The following is a 15146-nucleotide window of genomic DNA, read 5'->3' on the forward strand; positions in this document are numbered from 1 at the left end:
CGAAACCGGTTTCGGTTCGAAGATCTCGACGGCGAGACGGTCGTGCACCCGCACCGCACGACGCTCTCTGGGCGAGCAACCCGCAGCATTCAGAGAGGAATCCCTGTGATCTCGTTCATCCGCAGCAAGACGGCGGCCGTCGCCGTCGTCGGCATCGCCGCCGCGTCCCTCGCACTCACCGGCTGCGCCGGCGGTTCGGGGTCGGGTGGCAGCACGTCCGCCGCCTCGGGCACCTACACCTTCTGGGACCCGTACCCCCAGTTCGACGACTCGTCCGACTGGGCGAAGCTCGTGCAGGCCTGTGGCACCGAGGCCGGCGTCACCGTCGAGCGCACGGGCTACGACACCTCCGACCTGACGAGCAAGGCGCTGCTCGCCGGGCAGCAGGGCAACTCGCCCGACCTGCTGCTCGTCGACAACCCCGTCGTCTCGACGCTCGCCGAGGCAGGTCTGCTCACCGACACCGACGAGACCGGCGCCGACACGGCCGACGTCGAGCCGAACGTCCTCGCCGCCGGTCAGATCGACGGCAAGACCTACGGGGTGCCCATCGGCGCCAACACGCTCGCGCTGTACTACAACAAGAGCGTCCTCGACGCGGCAGGCGTCGATCCCGCGTCGATCACCGACTGGGACAGCCTGACCTCCGCGCTCGAGAAGGTCACGGCCGCCGGGAAGAAGGGCATCACCTTCTCGGGCATCGGCACCGAAGAGGGCAGCTTCCAGTTCTTGCCGTGGTACTGGGGTTCGGGTGCCGAACTCACCGACCTCTCGTCGGACGACGCCGTGTCGGCGCTCAGCCTCTGGACCGACTGGGTCGACCAGGGTTACGCGCCCAACTCGGTCATCGGCAACACCCAGACCACGAGTTGGCAGGAGTTCTTGACCGGCGACTTCGCGTTCGGCGAGAACGGCACCTGGCAGCTCGCCGGCGTCAAGGAGTCCGGCATCGACTACGGCATCATCTCGATCCCGGCGAAGGACGGAGGCGCGGCGCCGGCCCCCACCGGCGGCGAGTTCCTGACGGTCCCCGTCCAGAGCGACGACGCCCGGTACGACGTCAGCGAGAAGATCCAGTCGTGCCTGACCAGCACCGACAACCTCGTCGCGACCGACACGACGCTGTCGTACGTCGCCCCGACGAAGGACGCCCAAGAGCAGCAGGTGCAGGCCGACCCCGACCTCGAGCCCTGGGTGACCGCCGTCGGCGACGCCAAGGGGCGCACCAGCGACGACCTCGGCACGAAGTACCCGAAGATCTCGGAGCAGCTCTGGAAGGCCGTGCAGAACAGCCTCAGCGGCTCGGCCTCGCCCGAGGACGCGCTCGACGAGGCCCAGCAGGCCGCCGAGTCGGCCACGAAGTAACCGTCCACCCTCGCGGGCCGGCTTCCCACGACGACACGACGACACGACGACACCCGGAAAGGGCAACCATGAGCACCGACATCCTCGAACGTCGTGAGGCCGTGCCGGACGGACGGCCGGGCGGGACGCACGTCCCGCCCGGCACCTCCGGTCGTCCGAGGCGTCGCCGTCGCCCGGACGCGAGCCAGCTGACCGCCTGGGCCTTCATCGCCCCGGTCGTGACCTACCTGGCGGTGTTCTACGCCTACCCCTTGATCCGCAACGTCGACCTGTCGGTCCGGGACTACACGGTGCGGTCGTTCATCGACGGCACGGCACCGTTCATCGGGCTCGACAACTTCACCGACGTGGTCACGAGCCCCACCTTCGCGCCGGCGCTGACGAACACCCTGCTCTTCACCGGGGTGTCCATCGCTTTCCAGTTCTCGATCGGCATGGCGCTGGCCGTGTTCTTCTTCCAGCGCTTCCCGTTGTCGGCCACGCTGCGTGCGCTGTTCCTGGTGCCGTGGCTGCTGCCGCTGATCGTCAGCGCCTCGACCTGGTCGTGGATGCTCAACAGCGAGAGCGGCGTCGTGAACTCGGTCCTCGAGACCTTCGGCGGCAGCCAGGTCAACTGGCTCACCTCGCCGCAGTGGGCGCTGACCAGCGTGATCGTGGCCAACATCTGGATCGGCATCCCGTTCAACCTGGTGATCCTCTACAGCGGACTGCAGAACATCTCTGGCGACATCTACGAGGCCGCGTCGCTCGACGGGGCGGGCGCCTGGCAGAAGTTCTGGCGCATCACCTTCCCCCTGCTGCGCCCGGTGTCGGCCATCACCATCCTGCTCGGCCTGGTCTACACGCTGAAGGTCTTCGACATCATCTGGATCATGACCCGCGGCGGCCCGGGCGACGCCTCGACCACCTTCGCGATCTGGTCGTACCAGCTGGGCTTCGGGTCCACCCTGCCCGACTTCGGCCCGGCCGCCGCCGTCGGCAACCTGCTGATCGTGATGGCCCTCGTCTGCGGATTCGTCTACCTGCGCGTGCAGAGGAAGCAGAACCAGTCATGACCGTCACCTCCCGAGCGGCGGCACCGCGATCGGACGTGCGCCGCGCCTCCTCACGTCGTGCCGGCCGGCGCAGCCTGGCCACGACCGTCCTCGGCGTCGTCTTCACGGCGATCATGCTGTTCCCGATCTACTGGATGATCAACGTCTCGCTGACGCCGACCGCGCAGATGCGGCAGAGCCCGCCGTCGTGGTTCCCGACGAACCCGACGCTCGACGGCTACGCCGCCGTCGTCTCGGAGCAGCTGCCCTACCTCGGCACCAGCCTGCTCGTGGGTCTCGGCACGGTCGTCGTGACGATCGCGCTGTCGGCACCGGCCGCCTACTCGCTCGCCAAGCTGCGCCCCAAGGGCGGAGGCGCGCTGAGCTTCCTCCTGCTGGTCGCGCAGATGATCCCCCAGGTCATCATGGCGATGGGGTTCTACGCGATCTACCTCAACCTGGGCATCCTCAACCAGTGGTGGGGGCTCGTCATCGCCGACTCGACGCTCGCGGTGCCGTTCGGCGTGCTGATCTTCACGGCCTTCATGGGCGGCATCCCTGACGAGCTGATGAGCGCCGCCAAGCTCGACGGTGCGAGCGCGTGGCGCACCTTCGTCTCGGTGGTGCTGCCGGTCAGTCGCAACTCGGCCGTCACCGTCGGGTTGTTCGCGTTCTTGTGGGCCTGGTCGGACTTCGTCTTCTCGTCGACGCTGAACAGCGGCGGGTCGGCGCAGACCATCACCCTCGGCATCTACCGCTACATCGGCAACAACAACCAGGAGTGGAACTCGATCATGGCGACCGCCGTCGTCGCGTCCATCCCCGCCACCGTCCTGCTCGTGGTCGCCCAGCGCTACGTGGCCGCCGGCGTCACCGCCGGTGCGGTCAAGGACTGACCCGACATGACCACCACCCGACCCACGAGGAGCACGCCCGTGACCACCACCCACCCCTCGACGACGGCGTTCGCCGGGCCCGTCTCGCCCAGCCGGTCCGCCCTCACGCCGCTCGACGCCTCCGAGATCCGCCTCACCGGTGGCTACTGGGGTCAGAAGCAGCGCCTGAACGCCGACGTCGTGCTACGGCACTGCGAGGACTGGATGGAGCGCATCGGCTGGACCGGCAACTTCGACCGGGCCGCCTCGCACGAGACCGGTTGGGAGCACGCGGGCATCGAGTTCGTCGACAGCGAGGTCTACAAGCTGCTCGAGGGCATGGCCTGGGAGCTCGGCCGGTCGCACGACGACGACCTGGCCGCGCGCTACGACCGGCTGGCGTACCGCGTCGCCTCGGCACAGGAGGACGACGGCTACCTCCACACCAGCTTCGGGCGGCCCTGGCAACGTGCCCGGTACTCCGACCTCGAGTGGGGTCACGAGCTCTACTGCTTCGGCCACCTGATCCAGGCCGCCGTGGCCGCGGCCCGGACGGGCGTCGAGGGTCCGCTCGTCGACGTCGCGCGCCGGCTCGCCGACCACCTGTGGGAGGCCTTCGGGCCGGAGGGGCGGGTGGCGGTCTGCGGACACCCCGAGATCGAGGTCGCCCTGGTCGAGCTCGGCCGCGCCCTGGACGAACCCCGGTACGTCGAGCTCGCCCGTCTGTTCGTCGAGCGCCGCGGCCACGGTCTGCTCGCGCCGATCGAGTACGGGCAGGAGTACTTCCAGGACGACGTGCCGGTGCGCGAGGCCGAGGTGCTGCGCGGGCACGCCGTGCGAGCGCTCTACCTGGCGGCCGGTGCCCTCGACGTCGCCGTCGAGACCGGTGACGACGAGCTCGCCGACGCCGTCCGCCGTCAGTGGGAGGCGACCGTCGCCCGGCGCACGTACGTCACGGGTGGCATGGGGTCGCACCACCAGGACGAGGCGTTCGGTGCCGACTTCGAGCTGCCGCCCGACCGGGCCTACTCCGAGACGTGCGCCGGCATCGCGTCGAACATGGTGTCGTGGCGGTTGCTGCTGCAGGACGGCGATCCCCGGTACGCCGACCTGATCGAGCGGACGCTGCTCAACACCGTGATGGCCTCGCCCCGTGAGGACGGTCGGGCCTTCTTTTACACGAACACGCTGCACCAGCGCACCGACGGCGTCGCCCCCGACGAGGACGAGCTGAACGCCCGGGCCCTGTCGAGCCTGCGGGCGCCGTGGTTCGAGGTGTCGTGCTGCCCGACGAACGTGGCCCGCACGCTGGCGAGCGTCGAGCTGAGCTTCGCCACGACCACGGCGGACGGCCTGCAGCTGCACCAGTACGGCGACTACGACGTCGACACGGCCCTGGCCGACGGCACGCCCGTCGCGGTCTCGGTCCGCAGCGGCTACCCGTACGACGGCGACGTCACCGTCACCTGGCGTGAGGACGCCGGGCGCGAGGTCGGGCTCGACCTGCGCATCCCGTCGTGGGCGGGGTCCGCCGCGGTCGGTGGCCCCGGTGAGGCGCCGTCGACCCGGGTGGGGCGCGTGACGACGGTCCGGCGTTCGTTCCGCGCCGGTGACGTCGTCACGGTCCGGTTCCCCGTCGAGGCCCGCTGGGTGACGCCGGACGCCCGCATCGACGCCGTGCGCGGACAGGTCGCCGTGCAGCGGGGACCGCTCGTGATGGCCCTCGAATCGACCGACCTGCCCGAGGGCGACGTCAACGACGTGGTCGTCGACACGTCGGTCGAGCCCGTCACCACGGCTCAGGGGGTCACCGTCGAGGTGTCGCGACTGACCGACGACGGCGACGACTGGCCGTACGGCCGGTCGCACGACTCGAGTCGGGCGCTCGGCCCCGTCGACCTCGTGCCCTACGCCACCTGGGCGAACCGCGGGCCCTCGACGATGCGCGTCTGGCTGCCGGTCGCCGGGGAGGCGCGGCGAGGTTGAGGGCGAGAGGTCGCGACGACGTCGCGACCGGTGGTGAGAGGTCCCCGGGCTCCTGAGAAGGCCCGGTCGCCCGGCGGCTCTTCCCGTCGGGCCGGGTGGTGGGTCGTGGTCCGGTACCGCGACCCACCGCTCGTCGTGCCAGGTGCCGGGTGCTCGGCGCCTGGCGCCTGCCGCGAGACGCGGGGAGGCGCGGCGCGGCGCCTCAGCGGACGACGACGATCATCCGCTTCGACACGCTGGCGGACAGCGTGTCCGTCCCGGCGTACGAGGCCGTCAGGGCGTAGACGCCTCCCCGGGTGAACGAGGCGACCGGGACCGTCACGCGGCCCCCGCCCGTGCTGGTGAGCTCGGTCGTGCCGAGCACCTTGCCGCCGGCCGAGACGGTGACGACACCGCCGGGGTTCGTCACGCCCGGCACGGCGACCGTGACGGTCACGTTCGCCGCGGCGTTGCGCTTGACCGGGGCCGTGCCCGTCGAGAGCGCACTCGACGACGACGCCTTGTCGACGGTGACGGCGACCGCCGCCGAGTCCGAGGCACCCTGTGCGGCCGTGTCGGGAACGAAGGAGGCGCGGAGCGAGTGGGCGCCGACCCTGGTCGTCGCCGGCAGGGTCACCGCGGAGCGCCCGTCGGTACCGACCCGTGCGGAGCCGACCGTGCTCGTGCCGTCGCGGAGCGTGACGGTGCCGACCGGCGCGGACCCGTCGGCCGTGACGACCCGCGTGGTGGCGGTGATGCGCGTCGTCGAGCCGTAGGCCTGGCGCGTGCGGTCGACGGTGAGCGTGCTCGTCGTGGCGACGGCGGTCGCCGGGGCGGCGACGGGTCTCTGCTTGGCGGCGCCGGCGAGGGTGACGTCGAGCACCGCGCCTCCGGAGGGCGTCATCGACCGCACCGACACGGTGAAGCCGCCGTTCGCGCTCGTGAACGATTCGCCCGCGTCGAGGTGCGTGTCGCGACGGCTGGGGTCGGCCTTCGCGTCGAGGCCGACGGCGAGGGCGACGGTCGAGGTGACGGTGCCCGAGAAGGTGAGCGACCGCAGCACGCGCACGCTGCCGGTCGTCTTGTCGCTCGTGAGCGCGCAGCGGGTGTAGCCCGGGGCGACGAGCGCGCACGACGACGACCGGCCGGCGAACTCGGCGCTGGTGGCGTCCTGGCCGGTGGCGGTGCGGTACTCGAGGTAGTAGTCCTGCCCGCTGATCGGGTCGACGACCTTGACGGCCCGGCCCGTCGCGGCGCCGTCGAGCGAACCGACGACGACCTGGCGCTCGGTGCCCGCTCCGCTGAGGGTCGTCACGTCGCTCAGGTAGCCCGCCCGCACCCGCTGCACCGACGAGAGGTGGGGCCGGGCCGACGAGACCGAGTAGCCCATGATGTCGAGGAAGTCGCCGTACTCGAGCACGGGGCAGGCGGCCGGGGTGTCGGTCGACGTGGCGTAGCGGTAGTCGTCGGCGGCCCCGTCGAACGAGGTCGTGCTGCGGCACATGCCGGCCCCGGCGTGGCCGAAGCCGAGGTTGTGGCCGAACTCGTGCAGCAGCACGGGGACGCCGAGCGCGGTGCCCGTGCCGTACGAGCTGAAGATCTCGCCCCCGTCGCCGCCGACCGTGCCGAACGCGGTCGTGCCGCAGGTCTCGCGGGTCAGGACGAGCAGGTGCTCGTTCGTGCCGGCCCAGGCGTACCGGGCGAACCGGCCGCCGAAGGCCGAGGTGTGCACCGTGTTGAGCACCGTCGAGGGGTTGCACGAGGCCTGGTCGAGGGGGCGCGTCTCGATGCCGCCGAGCGTCACGTCGACGGTGTGGCCGGACTCCTCCCACCAGTAGTCGTGCAGCTGGGCGACCGCGGTGCGGATCGAGGCCTCGTCGGGGGGCGTGGCGGAGTCGTCCGAGGTCGTGGCGGTCACGGTGGCGACGCTCACGTAGACCGGGTGCGTCGTCACGGTCGAGGCGCGCGAGACCTCGTCGTCGGTCTGCGCCTTCATCAACGGCGACGCGGGCACCTCGACCATGTCGTCCGAGAGGTCGGCCGTCACGCCTGCGGGCGAGGCGGCCGCCGTCACCACGGGAGGCGCCTCGTCGGTCGGCGAGGACGCGGCCTGGGCCGGGGCGGTCGCGAGGGCGGTGAGCAGCAGGGCCGCCGCGGCGGTGGTCGCCGCGAGGCGGCGGATCGGGGACGAGGGCATGGAGGGACTCCGGGGCTGTCTCGGCGCGCGGGTCGTCACCGAGGGTGGTGCCCTCCGGCGGACGTCGGGGAACGCCGGAGGTCCTGCCGCCTCGACGGACGTCGGGGAACGCCGAGGCGGCAGGGAGTCCTCCGGCGGACGTCGGGGAACGCCGGAGGGATGACGGCAGCGAGCCGTCGACGGGGGTTCATGCCCGTGCATAGAACACAACCACCGTCGTGCGCGGTCTCGAACCCCCCGTCCGAGTCCCGGGGCACCCCCAGAACAGGAGCGTTCGGAATCTCGGCCGCCGCGCCTCCCCTGTCTGGGTGTCAGCCCTGACCGGCGGGGTGCCGGGGTATATCGTCCGGGTGTCGTTCGACCCCGTTCCACCCTCGAGAAGGAGAACACCATGAACAACACGTCATCCGCCGGAACCTTCGGCATGGGCACCGGCCTCGACGGCATGTGGCAGGCCATGGAGCAGCTGCGCTCGACCTTCGACCGACGCGAGGGCACCCGGGCGCCCCGGGGCGAAGTGCGCGCAGCGATCCTCGCACTGCTGGCCGAGCGACCGATGCACGGCTACCAGGTCATCCGCGAGATCGAGGACCGCAGCGGCGGCGACTGGAAGCCCAGCGCCGGCTCGGTCTACCCGACCTTGCAGCTGCTCAGCGACGAGGGCCTCGTCGCCGCCGAAGAGACCGACGGTCGCAAGGTGTACTCGCTCACCGAGGCCGGTCGCGCCGTCGCGGGCGCCGACGACTCGGCACCGTTCCGTGCTGCCGGTCCGTCGTCGGGCGACCGCTACACGGCGCTGCCCAAGGCGGGCGTCGACCTCGCCCGCGCCACCGCCCAGGTCGGACGCTCCGGTTCGCCCGAGCAGGTGGACGAGGCCGTGGCGGTGCTCGACGACGCCCGTCGTCGCATCTACTCGATCCTCGCCCGAGACTGACGCGGGTGTCGTCCGCCGGACACGATCCGTCCCGTCCCGCCTTCCAGGACGCCGCGGGTCGCGCCCGATACCGCCGCATCCTCCGCTTCGCGTCGCGCCACCTGGCCGTCACCTGGTGGTTCGAACTCGTGCTGCCGCGCTTCGGCCTGAGACGGCTGGCCGAACGGACGAGGGCGCGGCGCATGCGTCGGTTCGCCCGGGGGTTCCACGCGCTCGCCCTCGACCTCGGCGGCCTGATGATCAAGGTCGGCCAGTACCTGTCGTCGCGCCTCGACGTGCTGCCGCCCGAGATCACGAAAGAACTCGAGGGCCTGCAGGACGAGGTCACCCCGGTGCCGTTCGAGGGCATCCGCGCGCTCGCCGAGGCCGAGCTCGGGCGACCCCTCGACCGGGTGTTCACCACGGTGGCCCCGTCGCCCATCGCCGCCGCCTCGCTCGGTCAGGCGCACCGGGCGACGCTCGGCCCCGCCGACTCGGCCGACACCGGGCTGGACGCCGTCGTGCTCAAGGTGCAGCGGCCCGGCATCGACGCGATCGTCGACGTCGACCTCGCGGCCCTGCGCCGCGTAGGCGGCTGGCTCAGCCACGTCCGGCTCGTGTCCGATCGGGTCGACGCCCCCTCGCTCGTCGAGGAGTTCGCCCGCACCAGCCTGGAAGAGATCGACTACCTCAACGAGGCGGCCAACTCGGCCCGGTTCGCGGCCGACTTCGCCGGCGACGACCGGGTGAGCGTGCCCGAGGTCGTCTGGGAGCGCACCACGCGACGGGTCCTCGTGCTGGACGACGTCTCGGCGATCAAGATCACCGACGTCGAGGCGTTGGCCGCGGCGGGCATCGACCCGGCCGACGTCGCGCCGGTCTTCGCCGAGGTGATGTTCGACCAGCTCTTCACCCACGGGTTCTTCCACGCCGACCCGCACCCCGGCAACATCTTCGTGACCCCGGTGCCCGACGCGGTCGACGGTGCCCGGCCGTGGAAGCTCACCTTCATCGACTTCGGCATGATGGGCGAGGTGCCGACGGGCACCCGCACCGGGCTCCGCAAGCTGCTCATCGCGGCGGCGTCACGCGACGGCTCGGGCATGGTCACCGCCATGCGCGACCTCGGCGTCCTGCTGCCGAGTGCCGACACCGTGGGGCTCGAGCGAGCCGTCAGCGCGACCTTCGCCCGGTTCGGCGGCATGGGCTTCGCCGAGCTGCGTGAGGTCGACCCCCGTGAGTACCGCGAGTTCGCCGGCCAGTTCGGCGACCTGATCCGGTCGTTGCCGTTCCAGCTGCCCGAGGACTTCCTGCTCGTCCTGCGGGCCATGACGCTCACGTCGGGCGTCGCGAGCGCGCTCGACCCGAGCTTCAACCTCTGGGACTCGGTCGAGCCGTACGCGGCACAGCTGATCCGTGACGAGCGGGGCAACGCGGTGCAGGACGTCGCACGGCGCGCCCTCGACGCCGCCTCCGTCGCCGCGCGACTGCCCGGCCGCCTCGACGGTCTGGTCGACCGCCTGCAGGACGGGTCGCTCGAGGTGGGCAGCCCGCGCATCGAGCGCCAGCTCGGACGCATCGAGCGGGTGGCGCGGCGGGTCGTCTCGGCCGTGCTCTTCGGGGCGCTGCTCGTCGCCGGGGCCGTTCTCCGCAGCGGCGACGACGTGCTCGGCACGGTGCTCATGGTCACCTCGGCGGTGCCGTTGCTGCACGCCCTGTTGGCCGGCCGCGGGCGCTGACGACCCGGGCCGGGGCCCGAAAGGGGTACAGGGGGTTCCCCCTCACTGGGGACACCCGGGCCCTTACCCGGGGGACGATTCGTGGGTACTTTCGGCTCATCGGCACCGTGCCGACACGTCGCGCGCCCCCTCCCGACCCGCACCACGGGGGCCCGACGCACCCCACCCGAAGGACTCCCCGACATGTCCCGATCGATCAGTCGCGCCCGCTGGACGCGCCGCGCCCGCTGGGCCGCCGTGCCCGTCGCCGTCATCGCCTCCGGAGCCATCATCTCGACGGCCTCCTACTCGGCGTTCTCCGCCACCACCTCGAACCCGACCAGCAACTGGTCGACCGGCACCGTGCAGCTCACCGACGACGACGCCGACGTGGCCCTGTTCACGGCCTCGAACCTCGTGCCCGGCGACAGCGGCTCGAAGTGCATCACCGTCACCTCGAAGGGCAGCGCGCCCTCGGCGGTCCGGCTCTACGGCACGTCGGCGACGACGACGAACTCGCTCTCGTCGTACCTCGACCTGACCGTCCAGCAGGGCACCGGCGGGTCGAGCACCTCGTGCGACTCGTTCACCCCTTCCTCGCAGAACGCCCAGGTCTTCTCGGGCACGCTCGCCGACTTCGCGAGCCAGCGGACCGGGTACGCGAACGGCGCCCCCACCTGGTCGCCGGCCGGCACGACCCCCGAGTCCCGGTCGTTCAAGTTCACCTACACGCTCAACCAGTCGACGCCGAACTCCGGTCAGGACTCCCGAGCGGCCATCGCCTTCACCTGGGAGGCCCAGACCCGCTGACCCGGTCGTCGACCCCCGTCGACCTCCGAGCCCGGCCACGCCGCCATGACGACCGCCACCACGAATCCGCAGAGCCGAACCGCTCTGTCGTTCTGGGGTGCGCTGTGCGTGGCGACGACCGCGCGGGTCGTCCTCGCGACGGCCGTGTGCCTCCTGCTCTGGGCGGCCGTCCCGGCCCTCTGGGGCTGGTCGCCGACCACCGTCGTCTCGGGCTCGATGGCGCCCGCCATCGTGGCGGGCGACGTCGTCGTGGCGATGCCCGTCGACGTCGACCACCTCGACGCCGGCCAGGTGCTGCTCGTCGACGACCCCGACCGTGCCGGCGCCCTGCGGTTGCACCGGCTCGTCGACACCACCGACGACGGGCTGCGGTTGAGGGGTGACGCCAACGCCGACGTCGACTCGAGCCTGGTCCCGACCGAGGCCGTCCGCGGGGTGGGCGTGCTGCTCGTCCCCGCGATCGGCTCGGCGATGCTGTGGCAGGGCGGCGACCGAGCCCTCGGCGTGCTCGTCGTGTCGCTCGTGGTGCTGCTGTTGCTCGCCGCCACCCGGCTCGAGCCGGCGACCGACGACGTGGCCGACCCGCTCGCCCTCTCGCGCCACCGCGCGAGGACGCCACCGACGGGGCGGAGCCGTGTGGCGCGGGCCTCGGGCGCCGTGCTCACGGTGGTCGCCGGGGTGGCCGTGCTCTTCGCCGTCGTCGGGTCGAGCCACGCCGCCTTCTCGGCCACCACCTCGACGCGCGCCACCCTCGCCACCTCGCGCTTCGCCTGCCTCGACCGGCCGGTCGCCGCCCAGGCACGGTTCGCCTACCAGTTCAACGACGGCGCCGGCACGACCGCCCGCGACGCCAGCGGCAACGGACGGACGGGCACCCTCACGCAAGGCGCCACGATCCGCGACGGCACCTGCGCGGCGGGCAACAGCCCCTTCGTGCGGCTCGACGGCGTCACCGGGCAGGTCACCACGGGCGAGAGCCTCGTCGGCCCCCAGGTCTTCACCGTCGAGACGTGGTTCCGCACGACCACGACGACGGGCGGCAAGCTGATCAGCTTCGGCAACAGTCAGGCCGGGGCGTCGACCCAGTACGACCGCCACCTCTACCTGACCGACAAGGGCACGCTGATCTTCGGCGTCTACAACGGCGGCTACTTCTCGATCGAGAGTCCGCGGGCCTACGCGGACGGCGCCTGGCACCTCGCGACGGCGACCCTCGGCCCGTCGGGCATGGCGCTCTACGTCGACGGCGCGAGCGTCGCCTCGTCGACCCAGTCCGCCGCCGAGAACTTCCGGGGCTACTGGCGCATCGGCTACGACGGGATGAACGGCGCGTGGCCGTCGGCGCCCACGAGCAGGTACTACAAGGGCGACCTCGACGACACGACGATCCTCGACGTGGTCTCGACGCCGTCCGAGGTCAGCGCCCGGTACTCGGCAGGCCGCTGACCGCGACCCCGTGTGCCCCCTACTGGGCCTCGACCGCCGCGGGCGACGTGCGTAACGTCGATCCGTGATCCACGAGACCCACCCCGAAGCAGGCCGGACCCCCGCGGCCCCCACCTCCGTTCCCTCCACCGCCACCCCGTTCGGCGCCCCCTCGGCCGCCGTCGAGCGGCGCATCGCCATCGTCGAGGCGGCGATGCGCGTCTTCACCGACCACGCGTTCCACGAGGCCACGTTCGAGCTCGTCGCCGAGGCCGCCGGTCTCTCGGTCAAGACCGTGCGCGACGAGTTCACGCACTGGCACGGCCTCGTCCTCGCGACCGTCGACCTCTGGGTCGGCCGTCGCACGCGGCCGTTGATGCCCCTGGCCCAGACGCACGGCACGATCGCCCTGCTGCGCGCCATCGTCGCGGCCAACGCCGCCGAGCCCGCGCTCATGCGACTGCTGAGTGCCGTCGTCAACGTGGCGGCGACACCCGGCCACCCGGCGGCCCCGCTGCTGCACGACCAGTGGCAGCACTTCTACCGGCTCGTCCACACCTCGCTGGCCCGCGACGTCGAGCTCGGGCGCGAACCCGACACGATGCAGCCGGCCCGCGGTGCCGAACAGCTGATCGCCCTCTACGAGGGGCTGCAGCTGCAGTCGATGGTCCGACGCGACATGGACGTCGTCGCCTCGTTCGACCGTGCCGTCACGCGCCTCCGGGCCGGCTGGGGCTCTGTCTACGTGCCCCCTGCCTGGGACCTCGAGCTGGTCTGAAGCGCGCCGGGCCGCCGAGGTCGTCTCGACGACATCGGGGTACATCTGAGGCGACCTCATGGACAATCGCGGGACGTCGGCGTAGAAAAGACCGCACATCGCGTCTTACCAGCGTGGTGAAGGGGTGAGACTCCCCGCCGCCGGGCCCAACCGACCCGGCAGGAGACGCGACCGAAGAAGGTGCGCCGTGGATCAGACGGCCGAGACGACGACGAGGCGACCCGCCCCGCTCCGTCTCGTGCGCCTCCTCGGCCTCTCCGGGCTCGCCGCCGTCGGCCTCGTGGGCCTCGGACTCGCGTTCTCGTCGACGTCGGCCTCGGCCGACGAAGCCCCCTCGTCGCTCCTCGGCGGCGTGACCTCGGCCGTCGGCCAGGTCGCCGGCTCGCTCGACGCCCCCGTGGCCGCGGTGGGCCAGACCGCAGGAGGCGCGGTGTCGCAGGTCACGGGCGTCGCCGTCCAGGCCACGGCCGTCGCGCCCCCGGTGCAGCAGGTCGTCCAGGCCGCCGCACCCGTGGTACCCCAGGTCGTCCAGCACGTGGCGGCAGCCGCACCCGTCTCGTCGGTCGTCGCGCCCGTCGCGCAGACCGTGGACCAGGTCGTCGCGGCCGTGCCCGTGGCGTCGGCCGTCGCCGGCCCTGCGCCGGTCGCGACCGTGACCGACCCGCTGACCGGCGTCGTCGACGACGGTCTCGCCGCGGTCGGTGACTCGGCGGCGGCTCCGGCCACCCCGATCGTGCCGCCGCACGTGCCCGAGGGCGTCACGCCCCGGCCCGGCGGCGACGTCACCGCGGACGGCGCGCTCGTCGGCGCGAACCCGGACGCGCTCGACGCCCTCGGCTCCTCGAGCGGCGACCTCGCGGCCGCCGGATCGAACGCCACCGCCGAGCTCGACGCGTCGTCGACCACGACGGCCGGCGCGGACGCCCTCGCGACGCTCCGCGACCGCATCGCCTCCGGCTCGACCCCGGTCACCGACTCGACCACCGCGCCCCTGGCGCCCGCCCCCGGCCCCGCGCACTCGCCCTCGGGCGACGACCACGGCGCACCCGCCCTGCCCTCGACCACCGGCGGCAGCGCGAACGGTCAGGCCTCGGGCGGCGGCGCGACCGGCGGTGCCGTCGCGCTCGACGCGACCCGCCCCTCCCAGCTTCCCGGACTCGCCGTCTCGGCGGGGTCCGCGGACGGCGACGACGACCTCCCGTCGACGCCTGCGTACGACACCGACTCTTCTCCCGACTGAGGCAGGTCGCGTCGCCCCTGCAGCCCCCCGGCTGCCGGCGACATCAGCGACCCCGCCGCGACCACGCGGCACCACACACCTCATCTCTTGGAGAAGACCATGAACAAGTACGTCTCGAGAGGGCTCGTCGGAGCACTCTTCGTCGGGGGCATCTGGGCCCTCGGAACGACCGCCGCGAACGCGGCGACCACCACCGGTGACGACGGGCTGCTCTCGGGCACCCAGGTCGGCGCCGTCGTCGAGGCCCCGGTCTCGGCCTTCGGCAACGCCGTCAGCGTGCTCGGCGACTCGAGCAGCACCGCGGCACCGGCTGCGGCACCTGCCGCGGTGCCTGCCGCAGCACCTGCTGCACCTGTCGCTGCTGCTCCTGTCGCTGCCGCTCCGGCGGCACCGGTCGCGCCCGTCACGACGACGAGCGGTGACTCGGGCCTGCTCTCGGGCAGCCAGGGCATCGTCTCGGTCGACGTGCCCGTCACGGTCGGCGGCAACGCCGTCTCGGTGCTGGGCGACTCGGCCAGCACGGGCTCCGCGGCCCCGGCCCCCGCACCGGCGGCTCCCGCCGCTCCTGCTCCCGCCCCGGCTCCGGCCGCGACCTCGGGTGACGACTCGGTCGGCTCGGGTTCGCAGGCCGTCGTCGACGTGACCCTGCCGGTCACGGTCGGCGGCAACGCGATCTCGGTGCTGGGCGACTCGGCCAGCACCGGCAGCACGACCGGAGCCCCCGCAGGAGGCGCGGCGAACGACGCCACCGCCGGCGCCGGCGCGACGTCCGGTGACGACGGCATCCTCGGCGGCACGCAGGTCGTGCCCTCGGTGGGCCTGCCCG

At 72.5% G+C, this 15146-nt stretch carries 12 protein-coding genes; 11 read left to right on the top strand and 1 reads right to left on the bottom strand.

What is annotated here, in order from left to right:
* The first annotated feature begins 105 nt into the window (after positions 1–105).
* From ASG05_RS12690 to ASG05_RS12705, 4 genes are all read left to right on the top strand, one after another.
* Positions 106–1365, top strand: coding sequence for an extracellular solute-binding protein (locus ASG05_RS12690; protein WP_235491509.1), 1260 nt, complete (start codon positions 106–108; stop codon positions 1363–1365).
* A 68-nt stretch (positions 1366–1433) separates the two neighbouring features.
* Entirely contained in the window at positions 1434–2420 is a 987-nt protein-coding gene (locus ASG05_RS12695) for a carbohydrate ABC transporter permease (RefSeq protein ID WP_082486767.1), read from the top strand.
* On the top strand, positions 2417–3295 hold the full coding sequence (locus tag ASG05_RS12700) for a carbohydrate ABC transporter permease (RefSeq protein WP_082486768.1): 879 nt from the start codon (positions 2417–2419) through the stop codon (positions 3293–3295). Before ASG05_RS12695 ends, ASG05_RS12700 begins: the two co-directional genes overlap by 4 nt.
* Before the next feature lie 39 nt (positions 3296–3334).
* Positions 3335–5260 (top strand): glycoside hydrolase family 127 protein, encoded by a 1926-nt coding sequence (locus ASG05_RS12705; RefSeq protein ID WP_056261712.1) that lies wholly within the window; start codon positions 3335–3337, stop codon positions 5258–5260.
* 202 nt (positions 5261–5462) lie between these two features.
* Here the strand turns inward: ASG05_RS12705 and ASG05_RS12710 are convergent, their stop codons facing one another.
* A complete protein-coding gene (locus ASG05_RS12710) occupies positions 5463–7436 on the bottom strand; it encodes an Ig-like domain repeat protein (RefSeq protein WP_056261383.1) in 1974 nt (657 codons plus the stop codon).
* Positions 7437–7827: 391 nt separating this feature from the next.
* On the opposite strand from ASG05_RS12710, the gene ASG05_RS12715 reads away from it, so the two are divergent.
* From ASG05_RS12715 to ASG05_RS12745, 7 genes are all read left to right on the top strand, one after another.
* On the top strand, positions 7828–8370 hold the full coding sequence (locus ASG05_RS12715) for a PadR family transcriptional regulator (protein ID WP_056261386.1): 543 nt from the start codon (positions 7828–7830) through the stop codon (positions 8368–8370).
* A gap of 5 nt (positions 8371–8375) precedes the next feature.
* Positions 8376–10088 carry an AarF/ABC1/UbiB kinase family protein gene (locus tag ASG05_RS12720; RefSeq protein WP_056261389.1) on the top strand — a complete coding sequence of 571 codons (1713 nt, stop codon included), beginning with the start codon at positions 8376–8378 and terminating at the stop codon, positions 10086–10088.
* A gap of 183 nt (positions 10089–10271) precedes the next feature.
* Complete coding sequence (locus ASG05_RS12725) at positions 10272–10877, top strand: hypothetical protein (protein WP_056261391.1); 606 nt, start codon at positions 10272–10274, stop codon at positions 10875–10877.
* 108 nt (positions 10878–10985) lie between these two features.
* Complete coding sequence (locus ASG05_RS12730) at positions 10986–12323, top strand: LamG-like jellyroll fold domain-containing protein (RefSeq protein WP_235491510.1); 1338 nt, start codon at positions 10986–10988, stop codon at positions 12321–12323.
* A 64-nt stretch (positions 12324–12387) separates the two neighbouring features.
* Positions 12388–13080: a TetR/AcrR family transcriptional regulator gene (locus ASG05_RS12735; RefSeq protein ID WP_056261395.1), complete on the top strand. Its 693-nt coding sequence runs from the start codon at positions 12388–12390 to the stop codon at positions 13078–13080.
* A 187-nt stretch (positions 13081–13267) separates the two neighbouring features.
* The gene (locus ASG05_RS12740) at positions 13268–14320 is read left to right on the top strand and encodes a hypothetical protein (RefSeq protein WP_056261399.1); all 1053 of its coding nucleotides are present in this window, start codon (positions 13268–13270) and stop codon (positions 14318–14320) included.
* Positions 14321–14419: 99 nt separating this feature from the next.
* Positions 14420–15146, top strand: a 727-nt coding sequence (locus ASG05_RS12745) for a chaplin family protein (protein ID WP_157490239.1), incomplete at its 3' end; no start/stop codon positions are given.

The sequence above is a fragment of the Frigoribacterium sp. Leaf186 genome, assembly GCF_001423905.1.
In the GTDB taxonomy this organism is placed as follows: Bacteria; Actinomycetota; Actinomycetes; order Actinomycetales; family Microbacteriaceae; genus Frigoribacterium.

Excerpts from the sequence above, each read along its gene's own strand:
- ASG05_RS12725 (WP_056261391.1), top strand. The coding sequence starts at position 10,272 with ATGTCCCGATCGATCAGTCGCGCCCGCTGGACGCGCCGCGCCCGCTGG.
- ASG05_RS12700 (WP_082486768.1), top strand. The coding sequence starts at position 2,417 with ATGACCGTCACCTCCCGAGCGGCGGCACCGCGATCGGACGTGCGCCGC.
- ASG05_RS12710 (WP_056261383.1), bottom strand. The coding sequence starts at position 7,436 with ATGCCCTCGTCCCCGATCCGCCGCCTCGCGGCGACCACCGCCGCGGCG.
- ASG05_RS12695 (WP_082486767.1), top strand. The coding sequence starts at position 1,434 with ATGAGCACCGACATCCTCGAACGTCGTGAGGCCGTGCCGGACGGACGG.
- ASG05_RS12715 (WP_056261386.1), top strand. The coding sequence starts at position 7,828 with ATGAACAACACGTCATCCGCCGGAACCTTCGGCATGGGCACCGGCCTC.